At 66.0% G+C, this 22,078-nt stretch carries 22 protein-coding genes; 16 read left to right on the forward strand and 6 right to left on the reverse strand.

Annotated features, from left to right (window positions below; all coding sequences use genetic code 11):
• Genes GPA25_RS13065 through GPA25_RS13080 form a run of 4 tightly spaced genes read right to left on the reverse strand, consistent with a single transcriptional unit; the run spans position 1 to position 3,625 of the window.
• Positions 1–1,080, reverse strand: coding sequence for an extracellular catalytic domain type 2 short-chain-length polyhydroxyalkanoate depolymerase (locus tag GPA25_RS13065; protein WP_169260840.1), 1,080 nt, complete (start codon positions 1,078–1,080; stop codon positions 1–3).
• 18 nt (positions 1,081–1,098) lie between these two features.
• Positions 1,099–1,593 (reverse strand): GDYXXLXY domain-containing protein, encoded by a 495-nt coding sequence (locus GPA25_RS13070; RefSeq protein WP_169260841.1) that lies wholly within the window; start codon positions 1,591–1,593, stop codon positions 1,099–1,101.
• Positions 1,590–2,651 carry a DUF4401 domain-containing protein gene (locus GPA25_RS13075; RefSeq protein ID WP_169260842.1) on the reverse strand — a complete coding sequence of 354 codons (1,062 nt, stop codon included), beginning with the start codon at positions 2,649–2,651 and terminating at the stop codon, positions 1,590–1,592. Before GPA25_RS13075 ends, GPA25_RS13070 begins: the two co-directional genes overlap by 4 nt.
• Positions 2,648–3,625 carry a DUF2157 domain-containing protein gene (locus GPA25_RS13080; RefSeq protein WP_169260843.1) on the reverse strand — a complete coding sequence of 326 codons (978 nt, stop codon included), beginning with the start codon at positions 3,623–3,625 and terminating at the stop codon, positions 2,648–2,650. Before GPA25_RS13080 ends, GPA25_RS13075 begins: the two co-directional genes overlap by 4 nt.
• Positions 3,626–3,833: 208 nt before the next feature.
• Here GPA25_RS13080 and gmk point away from each other — a divergent pair, with 208 nt between their 5' ends.
• The 4 genes from gmk to GPA25_RS13100 are packed head-to-tail and all read left to right on the forward strand — an operon-like array spanning position 3,834 to position 8,038.
• Entirely contained in the window at positions 3,834–4,448 is a 615-nt protein-coding gene (gene gmk, locus GPA25_RS13085; RefSeq protein ID WP_169260844.1) for a guanylate kinase, read from the forward strand.
• Between the two features lie 2 nt (positions 4,449–4,450).
• A complete protein-coding gene (gene rpoZ, locus GPA25_RS13090) occupies positions 4,451–4,666 on the forward strand; it encodes a DNA-directed RNA polymerase subunit omega (protein ID WP_169260845.1) in 216 nt (71 codons plus the stop codon).
• 27 nt (positions 4,667–4,693) lie between these two features.
• On the forward strand, positions 4,694–6,898 hold the full coding sequence (locus GPA25_RS13095; protein WP_169260846.1) for a RelA/SpoT family protein: 2,205 nt from the start codon (positions 4,694–4,696) through the stop codon (positions 6,896–6,898).
• Between the two features lie 6 nt (positions 6,899–6,904).
• Positions 6,905–8,038, forward strand: coding sequence for a CobW family GTP-binding protein (locus GPA25_RS13100; RefSeq protein ID WP_169260847.1), 1,134 nt, complete (start codon positions 6,905–6,907; stop codon positions 8,036–8,038).
• 19 nt (positions 8,039–8,057) lie between these two features.
• Here GPA25_RS13100 and GPA25_RS13105 read toward each other — a convergent pair whose 3' ends face one another.
• On the reverse strand, positions 8,058–9,557 hold the full coding sequence (locus GPA25_RS13105; protein WP_246265659.1) for an aminotransferase-like domain-containing protein: 1,500 nt from the start codon (positions 9,555–9,557) through the stop codon (positions 8,058–8,060).
• A gap of 96 nt (positions 9,558–9,653) precedes the next feature.
• Here GPA25_RS13105 and GPA25_RS13110 point away from each other — a divergent pair, with 96 nt between their 5' ends.
• From GPA25_RS13110 to GPA25_RS13120, 3 genes are all read left to right on the forward strand, one after another.
• Positions 9,654–10,253: a LysE family translocator gene (locus tag GPA25_RS13110; RefSeq protein WP_169260848.1), complete on the forward strand. Its 600-nt coding sequence runs from the start codon at positions 9,654–9,656 to the stop codon at positions 10,251–10,253.
• Positions 10,254–10,383: 130 nt separating this feature from the next.
• Positions 10,384–10,572, forward strand: a complete 189-nt coding sequence (locus GPA25_RS13115) for a DUF3460 family protein (protein ID WP_169260849.1) — start codon at positions 10,384–10,386, stop codon at positions 10,570–10,572.
• Positions 10,573–10,646: 74 nt separating this feature from the next.
• Positions 10,647–12,053: an exonuclease domain-containing protein gene (locus GPA25_RS13120; protein ID WP_169260850.1), complete on the forward strand. Its 1,407-nt coding sequence runs from the start codon at positions 10,647–10,649 to the stop codon at positions 12,051–12,053.
• A gap of 40 nt (positions 12,054–12,093) precedes the next feature.
• Here the strand turns inward: GPA25_RS13120 and GPA25_RS13125 are convergent, their stop codons facing one another.
• Positions 12,094–12,783, reverse strand: a complete 690-nt coding sequence (locus GPA25_RS13125; RefSeq protein ID WP_169260851.1) for a Crp/Fnr family transcriptional regulator — start codon at positions 12,781–12,783, stop codon at positions 12,094–12,096.
• A 219-nt stretch (positions 12,784–13,002) separates the two neighbouring features.
• On the opposite strand from GPA25_RS13125, the gene GPA25_RS13130 reads away from it, so the two are divergent.
• The 9 genes from GPA25_RS13130 to GPA25_RS13170 all read left to right on the forward strand — a co-directional run bounded on the left by GPA25_RS13130 (position 13,003) and on the right by GPA25_RS13170 (position 22,030).
• Positions 13,003–14,955, forward strand: coding sequence for a histidine kinase (locus tag GPA25_RS13130; RefSeq protein WP_169260852.1), 1,953 nt, complete (start codon positions 13,003–13,005; stop codon positions 14,953–14,955).
• The gene (gene narL, locus GPA25_RS13135) at positions 14,952–15,605 is read left to right on the forward strand and encodes a two-component system response regulator NarL (RefSeq protein WP_169260853.1); all 654 of its coding nucleotides are present in this window, start codon (positions 14,952–14,954) and stop codon (positions 15,603–15,605) included. Before GPA25_RS13130 ends, narL begins: the two co-directional genes overlap by 4 nt.
• A gap of 132 nt (positions 15,606–15,737) precedes the next feature.
• On the forward strand, positions 15,738–16,238 hold the full coding sequence (napF, locus tag GPA25_RS13140) for a ferredoxin-type protein NapF (protein WP_169260854.1): 501 nt from the start codon (positions 15,738–15,740) through the stop codon (positions 16,236–16,238).
• Positions 16,235–16,561, forward strand: a complete 327-nt coding sequence (locus tag GPA25_RS13145) for a chaperone NapD (RefSeq protein ID WP_169260855.1) — start codon at positions 16,235–16,237, stop codon at positions 16,559–16,561. Before napF ends, GPA25_RS13145 begins: the two co-directional genes overlap by 4 nt.
• A gap of 1 nt (position 16,562) precedes the next feature.
• Positions 16,563–19,109, forward strand: a complete 2,547-nt coding sequence (gene napA / locus GPA25_RS13150; RefSeq protein WP_169260856.1) for a nitrate reductase catalytic subunit NapA — start codon at positions 16,563–16,565, stop codon at positions 19,107–19,109.
• Positions 19,110–19,168: 59 nt separating this feature from the next.
• Positions 19,169–20,032 (forward strand): ferredoxin-type protein NapG, encoded by an 864-nt coding sequence (napG, locus tag GPA25_RS13155; RefSeq protein ID WP_169260857.1) that lies wholly within the window; start codon positions 19,169–19,171, stop codon positions 20,030–20,032.
• A complete protein-coding gene (gene napH / locus GPA25_RS13160) occupies positions 20,029–20,913 on the forward strand; it encodes a quinol dehydrogenase ferredoxin subunit NapH (RefSeq protein ID WP_169260858.1) in 885 nt (294 codons plus the stop codon). Before napG ends, napH begins: the two co-directional genes overlap by 4 nt.
• Positions 20,910–21,362, forward strand: coding sequence for a nitrate reductase cytochrome c-type subunit (locus tag GPA25_RS13165; protein ID WP_169260859.1), 453 nt, complete (start codon positions 20,910–20,912; stop codon positions 21,360–21,362). Before napH ends, GPA25_RS13165 begins: the two co-directional genes overlap by 4 nt.
• A 29-nt stretch (positions 21,363–21,391) precedes the next feature.
• The gene (locus GPA25_RS13170; RefSeq protein WP_169260860.1) at positions 21,392–22,030 is read left to right on the forward strand and encodes a NapC/NirT family cytochrome c; all 639 of its coding nucleotides are present in this window, start codon (positions 21,392–21,394) and stop codon (positions 22,028–22,030) included.
• Positions 22,031–22,078 lie beyond the last annotated feature (48 nt).

Genomic DNA, 22,078 nt, shown 5'->3' on the forward strand with positions numbered 1-22,078 from the left:
TCAGCGCTCCGGTGCGGGCGACAGCGGCGTCGCCAGGCGCTCGAGCATCGCGCGCACCGCCTTGATCTGTCCACCGTTACGCGTTGCATAGGCCGCGTCGGTATAGCCCCACCAGTCCCAGCAGCCCTTGGGGTTGTACACCCAGCGCAGCGATCCCCACGCCAGGCCGCTGCGCGGACGGGCCTGCGGGTACAGCACCAGCAGGCGGTTGGCGTCGGCCCATTCGTTGTATCCCGCGCGCTCGACGAAACGCCGGCCGATCTGTGCCTCGCTCTGGCGGCAGCCGTGAAAGGCGACATGCACGCGGCAGCCGCCGCCGCGGCAGGCGGCGGGAACATAGACGTAACCCTGGTCGGCGATGCTCAGGTCGACGGGTGCCACGCCGGTGAAGGGACGCTGGTCGAACGCGAGGATCTCGCCGCCCGCGCTGGTGCTGCGTGGCGCGAGCGGACCGAGCAGGTGCGCGAGCATTTCGCCCGCGGCATCGAGGTCGCCGCAGCGGTTGATGTAAGGGGGCTCCGACGTGCCGCAGGCGTTGGGTTGCGGATCGGCGACCGAGATCATCGCGTGTCCTGCCGGTGCAACGTCGACGAAGCGGATGGCGTCGCCCGCCACCTGCTGGCGGTAGAAACCCAGCAGCGCGTCGACGACCGGTCGTTCGACGGTGCGGTCCGCACCGCCTGCGAGCACCCACACGCGATCGTCGCGCAGGCCCGCCGGCGCGTCGATGCGCCCGGCGCGTGCCTGGGTGTCGATGCGGGCGAGGGTCCGTGCGGTGTCGGGGACGCGTGCGCCGGTGCCCGGTTCCATGCAGTTGTTGAGCGCGCGCCACATGCTGCCTTCGGCGCATTCGTAAGGGCCGGCGGCAAGGACGCCGATGCCCGCCACCAGTGAGGAATGGGCGACCTGGAACTGCACCGCCATGAAGCCCCCCGACGAAATGCCGGAAACCGTCAGCTGCGACAGTTGCGCGCCGAGCGCGGGCAAGGGCGACGCGCCTTGGGCAGCTGCGCCCGCGGCCAGTGCCGCAAGGCAGAACCCGCCCATAAGGCGCTTGAGGGGTGTGAGCAGCTCAGTCATGCCGCACAAGATAACAGTTCAGCGGCGGTTCTCGCCGAGGCGTTGCAGGTCTTCGCTGCGCAGATGGGTCAGCAGCGCCTTGCCGTCGCTGTCGACGCGGAATTCGCCCCACTGTGCGCGAGCAAAGTCGGCGGCCCGTCCTTCCTGAAAAAAGAATCCGTTCGGCCCGATGCTGGTGATGCCGTCGCGCGAACGCAGTTTCATCGCCACCTGCGCGGGGGCGTCGGGCAGTCGGTCGCCGAGCGCCGCCAGCGATGCGCGTCCCTCGCCGTCGAGCGCCAGATGCGCATAACCGCCATGCGCTTCGCCGCGCAGGATTTCATTGTCGATCGCGTAGGCGAGCGCCATGTAGTCGCCCTGCATCAGCGAGCGCGGATCGACGGGCGCAAGACGCACGAGCACGATGCGACCGCTTTCGAGCATGCGCTCGTTGCCGCGCACCGCGAACAGTGCGGTGCCGGCGACCAGCACGAATGCCGCGATCAGTGCGGCACGAATCATCCGGGTACTCATGCTGTCTTCCTTGTCTGGGCGCGTAGCGCGACTCGCAGTGCCAGGAGCAGTGCGCCACTGGCGGTAAGCGCGAGCGATTTGACCAGCAGCGTGCTTTGCAGGCTGTAGTAGAACTCGCCGAGGTAGAGCCCTGAAAACACGAGCGACATGACAATCCACGGCCGATGGCAGGCGTGGAAGCTTGCAAGCAGCAGCGTCGTGCCGACGATCAGCCCAGGGGCGGGATGCGCGGCGACGGCGAACAGCATCGCGGCGGCGAGCGCCGTCAGGCGCAGGGAGCCCGCCCGCCGGCACAACCACGCGACGGTGCAGAGCAGCACCAGCGCGCTGCCGATACGGTAGATCGGCAGCACCAGCGATGTCTGGCTGCCGAGCAGCAGTTCGCCCACGACGCCGATCGCCGACGGGCTATTGCCGTAGGGTGCCAGACACAGCGCCGCCAGCGTCGTGGCATGGGCGGCAGCCTTGAGCAGCGGCGCCCGCGGGTAGGCAGCCCACGCACTGCGGCCGAGCCACAGGGCCGTCGCGGTGGCGGCAAGGCTTACGCCGAACACGGCCAGGCCGCTGCCGGCGCCGATCAGGTAGCCGAGGCTGGACAGCGCGATCAGCACGCACACGCTGCGGTGCAGTACCGTGGCCGGGATCGCCGCCATTACCGCACTGAGGGCGAGCGCCGCCAGCGCGACATCGTCGGAGCCTTCGAGCAGTTCGAAAAAGCGATCGGCGACGGACGACAGCACCAGGCCTTGCCCGGCCAGCGAGAATGCCAGCGCCATCTGGTCGGTGAAGGCCTTGCGGCCGTGGAACAGGAAAGCACTGGCGGCGAGCAGCACCATGCCGCCGATGCCGCGCGTGACCGGACCATTGTCGAACATCATCAGCGGGCCGAAGAAGGAAGACATGATCATCAGCGCGGCGATCCACGCGGCAATTCCGAGCAGCAGCGCAAGCCACCAGGGCGTCGGGGTGCATGCGGCCAGCGTCGAGTGCTGCGCGTCGTCGATGATCGCGTTGCCGTGCAGGCGTTCGAGCAGCACGGGGGAGGGGGAATGACTCATGCGCCGCGTCCCTCCTTGTACAGCCGGGTCAGCCACACTCCGGCGAAGGCCGTGGTGGCGATGACGAACACGGCGATCAGGTTCATCGCGAAGAAGTCCGCGCCGTGCGCGAGCAGGCGGGCCAGCGCGGCACTGGCGACCGCGATCGCCGCGAATATCGTCAACGCGAGCATCGGCACGTCGCGGCGCTGCCTGAGGTAGGCGCCGGAAAACGCCGCGGCAACGACCACGAAGACGGCGCCGACGCCGAGATATTCCTCCTCCCACCAGCCGACGCATGCGCCGAACGCCAGCGGGGCGAGCACGCCGAGGCCGGCAAGGCGCTGCACATGGCGGCGCGGTACGACGAGCAGCCTGTCCCCGGCGAATTCGAACGCGAGCAGCACCAGCGTGTTCAGCGCGGCGATCGCGAACAGCGACTCCGGCTCGCCGAGGGCACCGAGAAAGCGTGCCCAGCGCGACTCCGACAGGTAGCGCAGCAGGCCGGCGTTGGCCACGACGAGCCACAGGCTCCAGCACGCCGACGAGCGCGACAACAGTGCGAAGGGCAGCATCAGCGTCGCCCAGGCGACGAACAGCTCCCACACGTCGGCGCCGGTCTGATAAGTCTGGCCGATCAGTGCCAGCAGGGCGCCGGTGGCGAGGCAGGCGGCGAGCAGGGCCGCGCGATACACCGTGCCGAAGGGCGCGGCGGCCAGTGCAGTGCCGATGCAGGCGGCGAGGGCCGCGAGCGCCATGCCGAGCTTGGCGAAGCGATGCAGATCGTCCCAGTTGTAGGCAAAGAAGAAGATCAGCCCCGCCGCCAGCAGCAGTGCACCGGCAAGCGCCAGGACCTGATCGGCGGCGCTCAGCCATTCTTCGCGTGCGGGCGACAGCGGCGCGATTGCCGTCGCACGTTCGAGTTGCTGTGGTGACAGCGTGCCCGCTTCGGCGAGCGCCAGCAGCGCTCCGCTATCTGTCAATTTCCACGACATGTGCGTATCCGGAGTGTCGAAATATGCAGTTTAACAACAAGCGCAGCGCCTTGCCCGTGCGGCCGACGATTGGCGCGTCGCGCCGTGGCTGGCACAATCCCCATGCGGCCCGCGGCGTTCAGGCGGACGCCCGGCCAGCGTCGGCAACCGTAACCACCATCGAACCACGGAGGTCGCCCGCTCCTCGCGATGCGGTGCGCAAAATTCCATGCCAGGAACCCTGATCATCATCACTGCGCCCTCGGGCGCCGGCAAGACCACCCTGGTGAAGGGGCTGCTCGAGCGCGACCCGCAGATGTTCCTGTCGGTGTCCTATACGACGCGCGACCCGCGCCCCGGCGAGCAGGACGGGCGCGAGTACCATTTCGTCGATGTCGCCACTTTCCGCGCGCTGCGCGATCGCGGTGAATTCCTCGAATGGGCCGAAGTGCACGGAAACTACTACGCCACTTCGAAGGTCTGGCTTAAGGAGCAGATCGCCGCCGGGCGCGACATCCTGCTGGAAATCGACTGGCAGGGCGCACAGCAGGTGCGCAAGAGCTTTTCCGACGCGGTCGGCGTGTTCGTGCTGCCGCCGTCGCTGGAGGCCTTGGAGTCGCGTCTGCGCGGACGCGGCACCGACAGTGATGATGTCATCTCCCGGCGCCTGCTTGGCGCGCGCGGCGAGATGCGCCATGTCGGCGAATTCGACTACGTTATACTGAACGATGAGCTGCGGCGTGCCGTCGACGATCTTGTGGCGGTGGTGAAGGCCTCGCGGCTGCGCTACGCCAACCAGCGTTTGCGGCACCTGCAGTATTTTGATTTTCTTCAACAGGACTAACCATGGCTCGCGTCACCATCGAAGATTGCCTCAAAAGAATCCCCAACCGCTTCCAGCTCACCCTGGCGGCGACCTATCGTGCCCGTCAGATCACCATCGGCTCGGCCCCCCAGGTCGAACTGGACAAGAGCGACAAGGACAAGCCCACCGTGATCGCCCTGCGCGAAATCGCCGCCGGCAAGGTCGGGCTGGAAATCCTCAACCGCGGGCAGGCCTGATCCCCGCCGGGGAGGGGAGCTCGTGCCATGGATGCTGCCGCCGCGATTCCCGCTCCCGAACCGTTCCGACCGGCGCCCTCGTGCGTGTTGTCGCTTGATTTCGCCGAACTCAAGGCCAAGCTCGCGACCTATCTGCGCCCCGAGGACGTCGGCCGCATCGAGGCCGCCTATCACTTTGCGGCGAGCGCCCACGAGGGCCAGTTCCGCATCAGCGGCGATCCCTACATCTCGCATCCGGTGGCAGTCGCCGACATCGTCGCCGACTGGCACCTCGACCCGCAGGCCCTGATCGCCGCGCTCCTCCATGACGTCATGGAGGACACCCACATCTCCAAGCAGGAGATCGCCGAACGCTTCGGCAAGACCTCCGCCGAACTCGTCGATGGCCTGTCGAAACTCGACAAGATCGAATTCCGCTCGCAGGAAGAGGCGCAAGCCGAGAATTTCCGCAAGATGCTGCTGGCGATGGCGAGCGATCTGCGGGTGATCCTGATCAAGCTTGCCGACCGCCTCCACAACATGCGCACGCTGCACTGCGTGCGCCCCGCCAAGCGCCGCCGCATCGCCAAGGAAACGCTGGAGATCTACGCGCCGATCGCGAACCGGCTGGGGCTGAACAACCTGTTCCGCGAGTTGCAGGAACTCGCCTTCGAGCACAAGTACCCGATGCGTTACCGCGTGCTGTCGCGCGCGATCAAGGCGGCGCGCGGCAACCGCCGCGAGGTGGTGGGCAAGGTGAGCCAGGCGGTCGAGGAGCGGCTGCCGCAATGGGGCATCGCCGCCGAGGTGTTCGGCCGCGAGAAGCACCTGTTCTCGATCTACCGCAAGATGGCCGAGAAGCACCTGTCCTTCTCGCAGGTGCTGGACATCTACGGCTTCCGCGTCATCGTGCGCGATGTGCCGAGCTGCTACCTCGCGATCGGCGCGCTGCATTCGATGTACAAGCCGGTACCGGGCAAGTTCAAGGACTACATCGCGATTCCCAAGGCGAACGGCTACCAGTCGCTGCACACCACGCTGATCGGACCCTTCGGCACGCCGGTGGAGGTGCAGATCCGCACCGCCGAGATGCACCACATTGCCGAGAGCGGCGTCGCATCGCACTGGCTGTACAAGGAAGACGAGAAGACCCTGACCGAGCTGCAGCAGAAGACGCACTCCTGGCTGCAGTCGCTGCTGGAGTTGCAGTCGGCCTCGGGCGGCGCGACCGAATTCCTCGAACACGTGAAGATCGATCTGTTCCCGGGCGAGGTTTACGTGTTCACGCCGCAGGGCAAGATCCTGTCGCTGCTCAAGGGGGCGACCCCGGTGGATTTCGCCTATGCGGTGCATACCGACATCGGCAACCGTTGCGTCGCCTGCCGCATCAACGGCGACCTGATGCCGCTGCGTACCGAGCTGCGCAACGGCGACCAGGTCGAGATCATCACCGCGGCACACGCCAATCCCAACCCGGCCTGGCTCGCCTACGTGCGTACCGGCAAGGCGCGCGCGCAGATCCGCCACTTCCTCAAGGGCGCGCAGCACGAGGAATCCGTCGCGCTGGGCGAGCGGCTGCTCAACCAGGCTTTGCGCCCGCACGGGCTGACGCTGGGCCAGATCAGCGCGTTTGCGTGGGACCGCTTCCTGCGCGACCGCGGCGTGCGCAGCAAGAAGGAAGTCTTCGCCGACATCGGCCTTGGCCGGCGTCTGCCGGTGATCGTCGCGCGGCGTGTGGCGCAGGCGCAGGATCTCGAATCCGGCCGCCCGGATGTGGTCAAGCCGAAGCCCGCCGGCGCGATCCTGATCCGTGGCAGCGAGGGCATCGCGGTGCAGCTCGCACGCTGCTGCCAGCCGATTCCGGGCGATCCGATCATCGGCGTGATCCGCAAGGGCCAGGGGCTGGAAGTGCACCTCCACGACTGCCAGCTGGTGGCCAAGCTGCGCGGTGACCGCGGGCGCTGGGTGGACGTCGAGTGGGAGGCGGGCGAGGAGCGTCTGTTCGACGTCACGATCCGTGTCCTCACCAAGAACGTGCGCGGCGTGCTCGCGCGCGTGGCCAGCGCGATTGCCGACGAAGATTGCAACATCCAGAACGTCGTCATGGACAATGAACAGGGCGGGCTGTACACGGCGATGAGTCTCACCGTGCAGGTGCGCGACCGCATGCACCTTGCCCATGTGATGCGTAGCGTGCGGCGGGTGCCCGAGGTCGTGCGCATCGGCCGCACCAAGAGCGACGTGCGCAGCTGAATCTCGATGAACGAGCCCCTGCAGCCGGCCGGCGGCGCGTCCGCCGCGACTGATCGCCGCGTTCCGGTGACGCTGCTCACGGGCTTCCTCGGTGCCGGCAAAACCACCCTGCTCAATCACCTGCTCGGCGATCCGGGCATGGCGCGCGCGGCGGTGCTGATCAACGAATTCGGCGAGGTCGCCATCGACCATCATCTGGTCGACAAGGTCGACGAGACCCTCGTCGTGCTGGATTCCGGCTGCGTCTGCTGCAGTGTGCAGGGCGATCTGGTGAAGGCGCTGAAGAACCTGTTCATGCGGGCCTTGCGCCGCGAGATTCCGGGGCTTGAACGCGTGCTGATCGAGACCACCGGCCTCGCCGATCCGGCGCCGGTGATCTACACGCTGATGCAGGAGCCCTTCATCGCCGAGCGTTACCGCTGCGATGGCGTGATCACCGCGGTCGATGCGACGCACGCGCAGGGCCAGCTCGACAGCCATCGCGAGGCGGTGCGCCAAGTGGCGATGGCCGACCGATTGCTGCTGACGAAATGCGATCTCGCGACCGCGGACGACCGCGCCGCACTGGCCGCGCGGCTCGCGATGCTCAATCCCGGCGCGCCGCAGGTCGAGGTGTACGGCGGCGAGGTGGCGGTGTCGGCGGTGTCCGGCTGCGGCCTGTACGACCCGGGCGGCAAGAATCCGGACGTCGCGCGCTGGCTGGGCGACGAGCAGGTGCGCGCGCAGGCGGAGCGCGCGGTGTCGCCGTCCGCGAGCTGGCGCCGGCCCGGTGCGAAACCGGCGCCGCCGGCAAGCCATGCCGCGCGTCACGACGACCGCGTCGCGAGCTACGTCCTCGCTTTCGACGAACCGCTCGACTGGCTGGGCTTTTCCGACGGCCTCGGCCTGATCCTGCAGGTGTATGGCGCACGCATCCTGCGCATCAAGGGATTGCTGAACGTCGCCGGCGACCCGTTGCCGCGTGTCGTGCAGTGCGTCCAGCACGTCGCCTATCCGACCAGCAGCCTGCCCGCCTGGCCCACGGGCTCGCCTTACGACGATCGCCGCAGCCGGCTGGTCTTCATCGTGCGCGAGCTGCCGCGCGCCGAAGTGGAGAACATCCTCGCGAGCTTCTGCGGGCAGATGCCGGCCGCGACGTAACGATGCGCACGTTTGGTGTTCATTGCTGCTGGGCGACCAGTTCGCCGAGGCTCATCAGCGCATGCACGTAGCGGTCGGAGAACGGGTAGCAGCCGGACAGGCGGATGTGCTGCGTGTAGCGGCCGCTGGGCGAGAACAGGTTGCCCGGTGTGATGCTGATCCTGCGCTCCAGGGCTGCGTCGAACAGACGGTTCGCGTCGCCGCCGGCAGGCAGTTGCACCCACAGCAGGAAACCCCCGGTCGGCTGGGTGGCCCGCGTGCCGGCCGGAAAGGCGCTGTCGATCAGCGCGCGCAGCCGGTCGATCTGGCCCGCGTAGGTGCGGCGCAGGCGGCGCAGGTGCTGGGCGTAGCCACCGTTCTCGAGAAACACGCCGAGCGCCTCGCACAGCAGCGCCGGCTGCGACACCGAGGTACAGAACTTGAGTTCGCTGAGTTCGCGCCGGAAGCGGCCGCCTTCCATCCAGCCGATGCGAAAGCCCGGCGCCAGCGTCTTGGTGTAGGACGCACACACGATCACCCAGCCGTCGCGGTCGAAGGCCTTCACCGCCGGTTGCAGTGGCGTCGCGTACTGCAACTCGGCGTACAGCGCGTCCTCGATGACCGGCACTTGGTAGGTATTGGCGAGGTCCGCGAGGCGCCGCTTGGCGTCGAGCGGCATGCTGGTGCCGAGCGGGTTGTGCACGTTGGGCATCACGACGATGGCCTGCAAGCGCTTTTCCGACAGCAACAGTTCGAGCGCGTCGAGCGACATGCCGGCGTCGGGATGCGTGGGCACTTCGATGGTCTTGAGCCCGAGCCGTTCGGCGAGCGGAATCAGGTTGAAGTAGGTCGGTGATTCCAGCGCGATGGTGTCGCCCGGCCGCGTGACGGCGCGCAGCGCGAGCTGCAGCGCCTCCATGCAGCCATTGGTGAGGATGATGTCGTCCGGCGCCAGCGTCATCGCCAGATCCTGCGCATGGCGGCAGATTTCGCGGCGCAGCAGCAGCGAACCAGGCGGCAGCGAATAGTCGGTCAGCAGGTTGGGGCGGTGGCGTGCAAGGTCGGCGATCAGCCGGCCGAGGCGCTCGCCGGGGTAGAAGTCGCCCCCCTTGGGGCAGGCGAGGGACAGGTCGATGGTGTCGGGGCTGGACTGGGCTGCGAGGACGCGCGTGATCTGGTCGAGCACCACGGTTTCGGCAGGTTGCGCGGTGGTGCTGGCCGGCGCGAAGCGCGGCGCCGGCGGGGTAGGCAGGCGCGAGCGGACGAAATAGCCGGACTGCGGTCGCGCCTCGATCAGGCCGTGCGTTTCCAGCTGGCGGTAAGCAGCCAGCACCGTATTGATGCTTAGCCCGCGGCTTTTGGCCGCCTCGCGCACCGAGGGCAGGCGCTCGCCCGCCGGCAGGCGGCCGTCGTTCATCGCGTGGCGGAGCTCCTGCGCGAGGGTCTGGTAGAGCGGCTGCGGGGCGTCTTGCATCGTGTTGGCGGACATGTAGGGGGCAGTACGCGACGATTTGAATGGATACAGCTGAGAATCTGTCAATCTGTGTCCAGTATAAATGTACTTTTCTGGTGCTGTAACCACGTCGCGGCGATCTCTATCCTTGGTGGCATGTGAGCAGTCCCCCAAGGAGAAGTCATGTTCGATGTGCCCTTGATGACCTACGTGGTCACGATGTCCGTCACGCCCGGGCCGAACAACCTTATGCTCGCCGCCAGTGGCGTCAATTTCGGCTTCCGCCGCACCGTTCCGCACCTGCTCGGGGTCAGCGTCGGGCATGCCGTCCAGGTGATGCTGGTGGCCAGCGCACTCGCGTGGATGCTGGTATGGCTCGATACCGTGCGGCTGCCGCTGGTCGTCGTCGGCTGCAGCTACCTGCTGTGGCTGGCGTGGCGTCAGGCGCGTGCCGGTCAGCCGGGGGGTGCCAAAGACGCGCGCCCACTGGGATTTCTCGCTGCGGCGCTGTTCCAGTGGGTCAATCCCAAGGCGTGGATGATGGTGCTCAACGTCGCGATCCTGTTCCTGCCGCGCGGTAGCGGCTGGCAGGCCGCAGCGACGCTGGCGCTGTGGTGCGCGCTGGTCAACCTGCCGTGCATCGCGCTGTGGGCAATCGCGGGGGACCGGCTCAGTGTATGGATGAAGAGTCCGCGGGTCCTTAAGGTGTTCAACTGGACGATGGCGGCGCTGCTCGCGGCGACGGCGGGCTGGATCCTGATCGACGAGACGCTGTCGCATTGACAGAATGAGCTGGCGACGCCGAGGCACGCCCGCCTGCGACGCCTCGCCGCCCGCTTGGGGTCGCGTGCAATCGCATTGGCGTGAACCCGGCGTAGGTCTACAATGCGTCGCCTTGCATAGGGAGAATAAGATGGCGATCTACGAATCGGAACACACCAAGTTCATGCGCGAGTGGATGGAAAAGCATCCACAGGAAATCCAGGAACAGAAAAAGGGGCGTGCGCTGTGGTGGGACAAGCCGCAGGAAGTCCGGACGCAGGCAAGCTACGATGCGTCGAGCGTGCCCGTCAAAGCCTATTACTACGATACCAATCACTGATCCCGCTGCCGTTTCGGTGCACCTAGGCGGCGCCGGAGCTGTGTTCTGCGGACTCCCGAACTTGCCCGATCCGCGTGTCGCTGCCTGAATCCCTGGTCCTGATCGACGTCGAAACTACCGGCGCGAATCCGGTGCGCGACCGCGTGACGGAGATTGCCGTGCTGCGCATCGAGCGGGGGGAGATCGTCGAGCGCTGGGAAAGCCTCGTCAATCCCGAGTGCCCGATCCCGTCGTTGATCCAGCGCCTGATCGGGATTACCGATGAAATGGTCGCCGGCGCGCCGACCTTTGCCAACGTCGCCGACGAGGTGCGCGCACGGCTCGGCAGTGCTGTCTTCGTCGCCCATAACGCGCGTTTCGATTACGGCTTCATCCGCAGTGAATTTACGCGCATCGGCCAGAGCTTCGATGCGCCGGTGCTGTGTACGGTGAAGCTGTCGCGCGCGCTGTATCCCGAACATCACCGCCATGGTCTCGATGCGCTGATTGCGCGCCACAGCTTCACCTGCGACGCGCGCCACCGTGCGATGGGCGATACCGAGGTGCTGTGGCAGTTTGCACGCCTGGTTACGGATGTCTTTCCCGCCGATGTGCTGGCGCGTGCCGTCGAGCGCGCGATGAAACAGCCGGTGCGTCCCGCCGAGCTGCCCGTGGGCGTGCTGGAAGGGCTGCCCGAGGCGCCCGGTGTGTATTTCCTGTACGGCGACAATGATCAGCTGCTGTACATCGGCCGTAGCGCAAGCCTGCGTGCGCGCGTGACGGAACATTTCTCGCCCTCCGTGAAGGGCAAGGATGCCGATCTGGCGCGCCGCGTGCGTCGCGTCGATTGGGAGGAAAGCGCGGGCGAACTGACCACGCTGCTGCGCGAGGCGGAACTGCTGCGCAGTCGCCGCCCGCCGCACAATCGCCCGGCAAGCGGTGGCGATGAGGCCTTCGGCCTGCAGATGATTCCGGGCCGCAAGCGGCCGCCCATCCTGCAGCGCGTGGTCCTGGGAGGCAGCGATCCGGCCGCCTGGGGCGACGTCCACGGCGCGTTCCGTACACGCAAGGAGGCCGACAACCTGCTGAGAGAGTTGGCACACGCCTACCAGCTGTGCCCGCGGCGCCTCGGGCTGGAGCATGGCAGCAACGGGGCGTGTTCGGCGCATCTGGCGAAACGTTGTGCCGGCGTATGTGCCGGCAAGGAAAGCATCACCGCACACGACGAGCGCCTGCTGGGGGCTCTCGGCGCAGTCAGGCTGCGAGCCTGGCCGTGGCCGGGCGCGGTGGTCGTGACGGAGCGTTGTGCGCACAGCGGCAGCGAGGCCTTCCACCTGCTGGACCGCTGGTGCCACCTCGGCAGCGCTGACAGTCCAGACGGGCTTGCGCAGCTTCGAGCAAAACTGCCGTCGCGCCGCTTCGATCTGGATATCTACCGCATCCTGGTGCGCTGGCTGGCCGCCGATGCGCACCATCGGGCGGTCACGCCGCTCGACAACTGAGCGGGGGGCGCGTCCGTGCGTCGTTCGTCCCAGACCCGCTTCAGGCAGCGATGCGTTCGAGGCGCGGCAGGTCGGTCAACGTGATCGCGCGGCGGCCGCGCGGCAGGATGAACCCGTCGCGGGTCAGGCGATTGAGGACGCGCGAGAAGGTTTCCGGCGTCAGGTTCAGTTGCGAGGCGATGGTCTGCTTGTCGCACTGCAGGTGCACCTCGACGTTGCCGGCGTCGCGGTCGGCGTGCTGGACAAGGTAGTGCGCGACGCGCTGCGTGCTGCTGCGCTGGATGCACTGTTCCATGCCTTCCATCAATTCGCTCATGCGCTCCGACAAGCGTGCCATCAGCGCCATCGCGAAAGCCGGTTGCGCCGCCATCGCAACCTGCAGGGCATTGCGCTGCAGGTGCAGCACCACGCTGTTGCGGGTGGCCTGCGCGGCAAGGGTCTGCCGGGTGTCGCTGAGAATGTTTTCCTCGCAGAAAGTGTCGCCGGTACCCGCCAGGCGGACGATCTTTTCCGCGCCTGCGCTGGAGATCAGGAATAATTTGACCTCGCCTTCAACGACCAGGAACATCCCTCCGGGTTCGGCGCCCCGGTGCATCAGCATTTCGCCGCGCGAGGCGCGACAGGCCCGCACGCCGTGGGCAAGCCGACCGAGGGTGGCGGGGTCGAGGCGATTGAACGGGGCAATGTGTGCGAGCGTCTGAACGGTCTGGGGATGGGTCGTGGTCGCCATGCTGTTTTTCTCCTTGGACAGGCCCGCCCCATGGCGGTCGATGACTCAAGGCGGAGTCTAGGTCGCGCTGTCGCGACAATCTACAAGGCATATTTTCGGCGATGTGCAATGCATACCCCTTTGTAGGTATTGGTGGTATGTTGTAAGTGGTTGAATCATTGAGTTTAGTTTTTTTGAAGAGGCGTTCTGTGACGGAGCCGGGTATATGGAGGTATCTCCATGAACATTGCCGTGGATGAGCGCTCCGGCGTGCCGCGCGGACTTTGGTTGCGGGTGTGGGACAAACTCGCAAGCCGGGCGATCCTGCTGTTGCTCGTGTTCGCGTTCGCGGCGGTCGCGCTGATCGGCGTGGTCGGCATCGGTGCGTCGGTCGTGGTGGTCGAGTCGGTGCGCGGCAGCGCCAGTGCCATCAATGTCGCCGGCAGCTTGCGGCGCCTGACCCATCGCGCCGGCGGACTGGCACTGGCGCGCGGGCTGAATGGCGCCGCGGAGCAGGCGAGAGTCGAGGAGGCGGTTGCCCAGTTCGAGACCGCGCTCGCGCATCCGGCTCTGAAGGACGTGCTCGAGCGCGAGCCGAGTAGCGTGTTTTCATCGATCTTCCGCGGCGTCGATGCCGGCTGGCGTGCGCGGATCAAACCGCGCCTGCTGGAGATTCCGACGCCGGGGGAGGATGATCCCCTGGCCGTCGGCCATTACCAGGCATTGCTTGGCGAGGTGGATGCCTTCGCGGAGCAGATCAACACGCTGGTGGCGGTGCTGGAGACCGATGCCGAGTCGCGCATCCAGCAATTGCGCTCGATGCTCGCGGCAGCGCTGGTGCTGTTGCTGGCGGTGGTGATTGCCGCGCTGTACGCGCTGCGCCGCAGCGTGTTCCAGCCGCTCACCGATCTGCGTGCCTGCGCGGCGCGCATCGCGCGGGGCGATTTCGACGTGCGCAGCCGCTATACCGGGCGCGATGAGCTCGGTCGCGTCGGTGAATCCTTCAACGCCATGGCGGGCGAGCTGTCGGCGGCTTATCGCGACCTGGCGACACGCGTGGACGAGAAAACCGCCGACCTGACGCGCAGCAACCGTGCGCTGGAACTGCTGTACTACGTCATCTCGCGCCTGTACTACGCTCCGACCAGCAGCGAAACCTACGCTGAAACCCTGCGCGATCTCGAATACACGCTGGGGCTCAAGGGCAGTTTCGTGTGCGTCGAGGCCAAGCATGGCGGGGCCGCTACCGTGCTGTCGTCGACATTCGGCGACTGTGCACAGCGCGGCGACAGCGGTGACGCATGTGCCCATTGTCCCGGTCGCCAGGCGCCGTGGAGCTACCAGCGGGAAGGCGACGTGGACGTGCTGCTGGTGCCCCTGCGCGACACGGATCGGCAGTACGGCATGCTGCGCCTGGCCTTGCCGATCGGCCAGCGCCTGCAGGACTGGGAGCGCACGCTGCTTGAAGCCGTGTCGCGCCACATGGGCATCGCCCTTGGCATTTCGCACCAGAGCGAGCGCGACCGCCTGCTGGCGCTGCAGGAAGAGCGTTCGATCATCGCCCGCGAACTGCACGATTCGCTCGCCCAGTCGCTGTCCTTCATGAAGATCCAGGTCAGCCTGCTGGCGCCGGCGCTCGCGGGACCGCAGCCGCGCGACGAGGCCCAGGCCATTCTTGCCGACCTCAGGGAAGGCATCAATGCCGCCTACCGGCAGTTGCGCGAGCTGCTTGCCACCTTCCGTTTGCGCATGGAAGGCGACTTTGCACGCCTGCTGGGCAACACCATTGCCGAGTATGCCGGCCGCAGCGGGATCCCGATCGACCTGGACATTCAGCTCGGGCGCTGCCACCTCAGCCCGAACCAGGAAATCCACGTCCTGCACATCATTCGCGAAGCGCTGTCGAATGCGACGCGCCACGCCCAGGCGAGCCGGATTCATGTGGGGCTGTCGTGCGACGGAGATGGCGAAGTCAGCGTCGTCGTCGAGGACGACGGCAAGGGCCTGGACATCCCGTCGTTGGCCGAACCGCACCATTTCGGCTTGAGCATCATGAGCGAGCGGGCGCATGGACTGGGCGGCCTGCTCGACGTTCAGCCCCGACCGGCCGGCGGCACGCGTATCGTGGTGCGTTTTCACCCGCAGGCCGCCGAAACCTCGTCCTCCTTTCCCGCTTTTACGGACGCATCATGACCGAGACCCCGCAAAGCGTCATCATCATCGACGACCATCCCCTGTTCCGCAAAGGGCTCATCCAGCTGCTGCGCACCGTCCCCGGTTTCCGTCTGGTGGCCGAAGCGGCCGACGGCAAGGAAGGGATCGCACACATCCTCCGCCTGCGGCCGGATCTCCTGCTGCTCGACCTCAACATGAAGGACATGTCCGGTCTGGAGGTGCTGCGTTTCGTCAAGCAGGCCGATCTCGATACGCGCGTGGTGATGGTGACGGTCTCGGATGCGGCCGAAGATCTTGTTGCCGCGCTGCGTGCCGGCGCCGATGGCTATCTGCTCAAGGACATGGAGCCGGAGGAGATGGTTGAGGCGCTCAAGTCTGCAGCCGCCGGGCGCATCGTCGTGTCCGATGCGCTCACGCACCTGATGGCTGCCGCGCTGCGCCAGGAAAAACGCCCCGAAAGCGCGTCCGCCGCCGGGCTCACCGAGCGCGAACAGCGCATCCTCGAGCGTATCGCCGGAGGCCTGTCGAACAAGCAGATCGCCCGCGAGCTCGACATCGCGGAAGGCACGGTGAAGGTGCACGTCAAGCACCTGCTGCGCAAGCTCAACTTCCGTTCCCGCGTCGAGGCTGCGGTCTGGGCGGTCGAGCACATGCGCACCGAACGCTGAGCGCACCAGCGCCTGCCGCAGCCGGGCCTTTTAGATATGAACGATTCTCGCCTTGATGCCAGTCAAGGTTCGGCTTCGTCCGTGCGTGTCCAATGAAAACCCATGGACAAGTCAGGGTAATGCAGGCGCTTCATGTCGATCTCTCGTCGCGGCTTTTTGCAGGGCCGCCTCCGTCCTGACAGTGACGCGCTGCGCCCACCCTGGGTAGCACGTGGTGACATGTTCGAAGAGGTGTGCACGCGTTGCGGTGACTGTCTCAGGGTGTGCCCGACGTCAATCCTGATCGCGGGCGGTGGCGGATTCCCGGTCGTCGATTTCAGTCGCGGTGAATGCACCTTCTGCGGCGATTGCGTCACTGCGTGCAAGCCAGGTGCGCTGATGCGCCGCAGTGAAAGCGTCGCGCCGTGGAACGTGAAAGCAGCGATCGGCGATGCATGTCTGGCGCGCCGCGGCGTCGAATGCCGGGTGTGCGGCGAAATCTGCGGCGAAGCTGCGATCCGCTTCCGTCCGACTGCGGGCGGGGTCGCACAGCCGCAATTCGACGCGGGACGCTGCACCGGCTGCGGTGCCTGCTACGCACCCTGTCCGGTCGGCGCCATTGCGTTAACGAAGAATGTGGAGAAGCACGAATGAAGATCGCAAGCCTCGTGGTCAGGGTCAGCCCCGAGCACATCGACACGCTCAAGACCGCGCTCGTGGAAATCCCGGGCGTCGAAGTGCACGGCGCGAATATCGAACAGGGGCGCGTGATCGTCACCGTCGAGGACGGCGAAGGCTACGCCATGACCGATTCGGTGCTGGCGGTGAATATGGTTCGCCATGTGCTCAGCGTGACGCTGGCTTACGAATACACGGACGAAGGTTTGGAAAACGAAATTGAACACCCGGAACCGATCCCGGGCCTGCCGCTTCAGGCGGCGGACGGTGTCGGCAGCGCTCAGGACAAGGAGGCTTGAAATGACCATGGATAGACGCGAATTCATCAAGACCAATGCGATTGCTGCGGCGGCCGCCGGCGCCGGCATCGGCATCCCGGTAGTGGCCGGGGCCCAGCAGCCCGCCAATGGTTCCACCAAGGTGCGTTGGGACAAGGCCGCCTGCCGCTTCTGCGGTGTCGGCTGCTCGGTACTGGTCGGCGTGCAGAACGGCCGCGTGGTGGCCACGCAGGGGGATCCGGATTCACCGGTCAACCGTGGCATCAACTGCATCAAGGGCTACTTCCTGTCGAAGATCATGTACGGCAACGACCGGCTGACCAAGCCGCTGCTGCGCATGAAGAACGGCAAATACGACAAGAACGGCGAGTTCGCACCGATCACCTGGGATCAGGCCTTCGACATCATGGCCGAGAAGTGGAAGGCCGCGATCAAGCAGCACGGTCCCGAATCGGTCGGCATGTTCGGCTCCGGCCAATGGACGATCTGGGAAGGTTATGCCGCGGTCAAGCTGCACAAGGCCGGCCTGCGCAGCAACAACCTCGACCCCAACGCGCGTCACTGCATGGCCAGCGCGGTCGCAGGCTTCATGCGCACCTTCGGCATCGACGAGCCGATGGGCTGCTACGACGACATCGAGAACGCCGACGCCTTCGTGCTGTGGGGCTCCAACATGGCGGAGATGCACCCGATCTTGTGGTCGCGCATCACCGACCGGCGCCTGTCGAAGGAAGGCAGCGAAGTGCATGTGCTGTCCACCTACGAGCACCGCTCCTTCGAGCTCGCCGACAACGGCATGGTTTTCGTGCCGAACACCGATCTGGCGATCCTGAACTACATCTGCAACTACATCATCCAGAACAAGAAAGTTAACACCGAGTTCGTCAAGGCACACGTCAACTTCAAGAAGGGCGAGACCGACATCGGTTTCGGCCTGCGCCCGAACCATGCGCTCGAAGCAAATGCCACCAACAACGGCTACGCCGGTGCCGACGGCAAGCCCAAGGGCAATACCGGCGCCGCAACCGACATCAGCTTCGACGAATTCGCCAAGTTCGTGTCCGAGTACACGCTGGAAAAGGTGTCCAAGCTCTCCGGCGTGCCGGCCGAGCGGCTTGAACGCATGGCGAAGCTCTACGCCGACCCGAAGAAGAAAATCATGTCGTTCTGGACCATGGGCTTCAACCAGCACACCCGCGGTACCTGGGTGAACAACATGATCTACAACGTGCACCTGCTGACCGGCAAGATCTCCGAGCCCGGCAACAGCCCGTTCTCGCTGACCGGTCAACCCTCGGCCTGCGGTACCGCGCGCGAAGTCGGCACCTTCGCCCACCGCCTGCCGGCCGACATGGTGGTCACCAATCCGATGCACCGCGCCATCGCCGAAAAGATCTGGCAGCTGCCCGAAGGCACCCTGCCCGACAAGATCGGCCTGCACGCCGTGGCCCAAAGCCGTGCGCTGAAGGACGGCAAGCTCAAGTGCTACTGGACTGCCGTCACCAACAACATGCAGGCGGGGCCGAACATCAACGGCGAAATCTATCCGGGCTGGCGCAATCCGGAAGCCTTCGTCGTCGTGTCCGATGTCTATCCGACCGTGTCCGCGCTGTCGGCCGACCTGATCCTGCCCGCGGCAATGTGGACCGAGAAGGAAGGCGCCTTCGGCAACGCCGAGCGCCGCACGCAGTTCTGGCGCCAGCAGGTGTCCGCGCCGGGTCAGGCCAAGTCCGACCTGTGGCAACTCCTCGAATTCTCGAAGCGCTTCAAGGTCGAGGACGTGTGGCCGGCCGAACTCATCGCCAAGAAGCCCGAGGTCAAGGGCAAGACCCTGTTCGATGTCCTGTTCAAGAACGGCACGGTGAACAAGTTCCCCCTTGCGGACGTCGAGAAGGCCAATGGCCACGCGATTCCTGGCTACATGAACGATGAATCCAAGGAGCTGGGTTTCTACTTGCAGAAAGGCCTGTTCGAGGAATATGCCGCGTTCGGTCGCGGACACGGTCACGACCTCGCCGATTTCGCCACGTACCACAAGGCGCGCGGCCTGCGCTGGCCGGTCGTCGAAGGCAAGGAAACCCTGTGGCGCTTCCGCGAAGGCTACGACCCCTACGTGAAGACCGGCGAGGGCGTGAAGTTCTACGGCCACAAGGACGGCCGTGCGGTGATCTTCGCGCTGCCCTATCAGGATCCCCCGGAAATGCCGGACAAGGAATTCGACATGTGGCTATGCACCGGCCGCGTGCTGGAGCACTGGCACACCGGGACGATGACCCGGCGGGTGACGGAACTGCACCGTTCGGTGCCCGAGGCGCAGGTGTTCATGAACCCGGACGATGCCACCAAGCGCGGGTTGCAGCGCGGCATGATGGTCAAGGTCGCCTCGCGCCGCGGCGAGATCACCGCCCGCCTGGAAACACGCGGCCGCAACAAACCGCCGGCGGGCCTGATCTTCATCCCCTTCTTCGATGAAGGGCGACTGGTCAACAAGCTCACGCTGGACGCGACCTGCCCGATTTCGAAGCAGACCGACTTCAAGAAATGCGCCGTCAAGGTGCTGAAAGTCTGAGGAGCCAGGCATGAGGCAGGGTGGCGCTGCGGCGCCGCCCGGTTTCGGGTGAAGGGATCATGAGCGACATTCAGGACAAACCGGCCGGACCCGTGGGCAACCCGCCCCGCCGCCGCTTCCTCAAGGAAGTGGCGGGGGTGGCGGGTGGCGCCTGCCTGCTGTCGCTCGGCGTCGGCCTGTATGCGAAGCAGGCGAGCGCGCGGCCGGCAACCGCCCTGCGCCCTCCCGGCGCGCTCGCCGAAAGCGACTTCCTTGCGGCCTGCGTGCGTTGCGGCCTGTGTGTGCGCGACTGTCCCTACGACACCCTGAAACTCGCCGAGCTCGGCGACGGTGTCGCGACCGGTACGCCGTACTTCACCGCGCGCGACGTCGCCTGCGAGATGTGCGAAGACATCCCCTGCGTCGTCGCCTGCCCGACCGCCGCGCTCGACCGCGGCCTTACCGACATCGGCAAGGCACGCATGGGGCTGGCGGTGCTGATCGACCACGAAACCTGCCTCAATTTCCTCGGGCTGCGCTGCGACGTCTGCTATCGCGTCTGTCCGGTCATCGACAAGGCCATCACCCTCGAGCGCATGCATAACCCGCGCTCCGATCGCCACGCGATGCTGTTGCCGACCGTGCATTCCGACTACTGCACCGGCTGCGGCAAGTGCGAGAAGTCCTGCGTGCTACCGGGCGAGGCGGCGATCAAGGTCTTGCCGGTGAAGCTGGCCCAGGGCTCCCGTGCCGAACACTACCGCAAGGGCTGGGAAGAAAAGGATGCGGCCGGCGGATCGCTGATCGGCGACCAGATCGAAATGCCGGTGCGCGGGCTCGAAGGCAAGGCCTATGGCGACACCCGCGTGGGACCGGGCGAAGGTCCGGCCACCCGGGAACCGGTGCAATCGCCGTCCGGAATCGACTCGGGGTGGAAGCCATGAGCGCACCGGCCAACGCGATCAGGGCTGCTCGCGCCCGCCCCGGGGGTGAAGCTGTCGCGGTCAAGGGCTGGCTCATCGCGCACAAGTGGCTGCTCCTGCGCCGCCTGTCGCAGTTCGGCATTCTCGCGCTGTTCCTCGCAGGGCCGTGGTTCGGGCTGTGGATCGTCAAGGGCAACCTTTCCTCCAGTCTCACCCTCGGCGTCCTCCCGCTCACCGATCCCTACCTGCTCGTGCAGTCGCTCGCGGCGGGAACCCTGCCATATCGCGAGGCGCTGCTGGGTGCCGGCATCGCACTGGCCTTCTACCTGCTCATCGGCGGTCGCGTGTATTGCTCGTGGGTGTGTCCGGTCAACCTCGTCACCGACGCGGCGGCCTGGCTGCGCCGCCGGCTCGGCCTCAAGGGCGGCAAGATCCCCTCGTCGGACACCCGCTACTGGCTGCTCGGCTTCACGCTGCTGGCGGCCTTCGCTACCGGCAGTCTTGCGTGGGAATGGGTCAATCCGGTATCGATGCTGCACCGCGGGCTCATCTTCGGCTTCGGCCTCGCGTGGGGCATCGTCGGCGGCCTCTTCCTGTACGACCTGCTGATTGCCTCGCGTGGCTGGTGCGGCCATGTCTGCCCCATGGGGGCCTTCTACAGCCTGCTCGGCGCGACCGCGCTGATCCGCGTCAGCGCCGACAAACGCGACGCCTGCAACGACTGCATGGATTGCTTCGCCGTCTGCCCCGAGCCTCAGGTCATCCGTCCCGCGCTCAAGGCGGCCGGCCAGACTCACCCGGTCATCCTTGACCGCAATTGCACCACTTGTGGCCGCTGCGTCGACGTATGCGGCAAAGACGTTTTCCGAATTACGACCCGATTTGATAGGAGCGAGTCATGAAAAAACAGACCCGTAACCTGGCGATAGCGCTAGTTGCCGCCCTGAGTTTCGGTATTTTCGGCGGTCAGACCGCGTTTGCCGAAGGGCTGCAGAGCTTGCGCGGTGCCGCGGTGGATGCGCCCGAGCCGCCGGCGCCCGGCGCCCGCATCCGCCCCGACGGCCCGCCCATGGCGCGCGACTACGTACAGCAGCCGCCGCTCATCCCGCACAAGGTCGAAGGCTACGAAATAACCCGGAACTTCAACAAGTGCATGGATTGCCACTCCTGGAGCCGCTACCAGGAGTTCAACGCCACCAAGGTCAGCCTCACCCACTTCAAGGACCGCGATGGCGGCGAATTGTCGAACATTTCCCCGCGCCGCTATTTCTGCATGCAGTGCCACATCCCGCAGACCGATGCCAAGCCGCTGGTGGAAAACACCTTCAAACGTGCCGAGGGCTTGCGCTGATTTTCGGGCCAAACGGACAGGGAACCAACATGACTGACGACAACAACAACGGAAAACGCAGCCTGTGGCAGCGCCTGCGCCGCATCGCCTTCGGTGTGGTGGGCGTGGCTTTCGTCGCCGGCATCGTGTTCTGGGGCGGATTCAATACCGTCCTGGAATTTACCAACCGCGAAGCCTTCTGCATCGGTTGCCACGAGATGAAGGAAAACGTCTTCGAGGAGTACCGCAATACCATCCACTACCAGAACCGCACCGGCGTGCGTGCCACCTGCCCCGACTGCCATGTGCCGAAGGAGTGGGTGCCGAAGATGATCCGCAAGATCCAGGCCTCCAATGAAGTCTTCCATCATCTGCTCGGATCCATCAGCACGCCCGAGAAGTTCGATGACAAGAGAATTCAATTGGCGCAGAACGAATGGCGCAGGATGAAGAAGAACAATTCGCAGGAGTGTCGCAATTGTCATAACTACGAATACTTCGACTACTCCGTGCAGGGGCGTCGCTCGAACAAGGCGCACCAGGCCGGACTGTCGGAAGGCAAGACCTGCATCGATTGCCACAAGGGTATTGCCCACTCGCTGCCACCGATCGCGCAGGACATCGGTGCTCCGCACGATGCCGTGGCGCCCGAGGTATTCCACCCCGTGACTCCGCCCAAACAGAACTGAGGTCTCGCAAACCTCGACCCGGGTTCCCGCGGTCTCGCCCTTGTTTGG

It is taken from the genome of Aromatoleum diolicum, from assembly GCF_012910955.1.
Taxonomy (GTDB): domain Bacteria; phylum Pseudomonadota; class Gammaproteobacteria; order Burkholderiales; family Rhodocyclaceae; genus Aromatoleum; species Aromatoleum diolicum.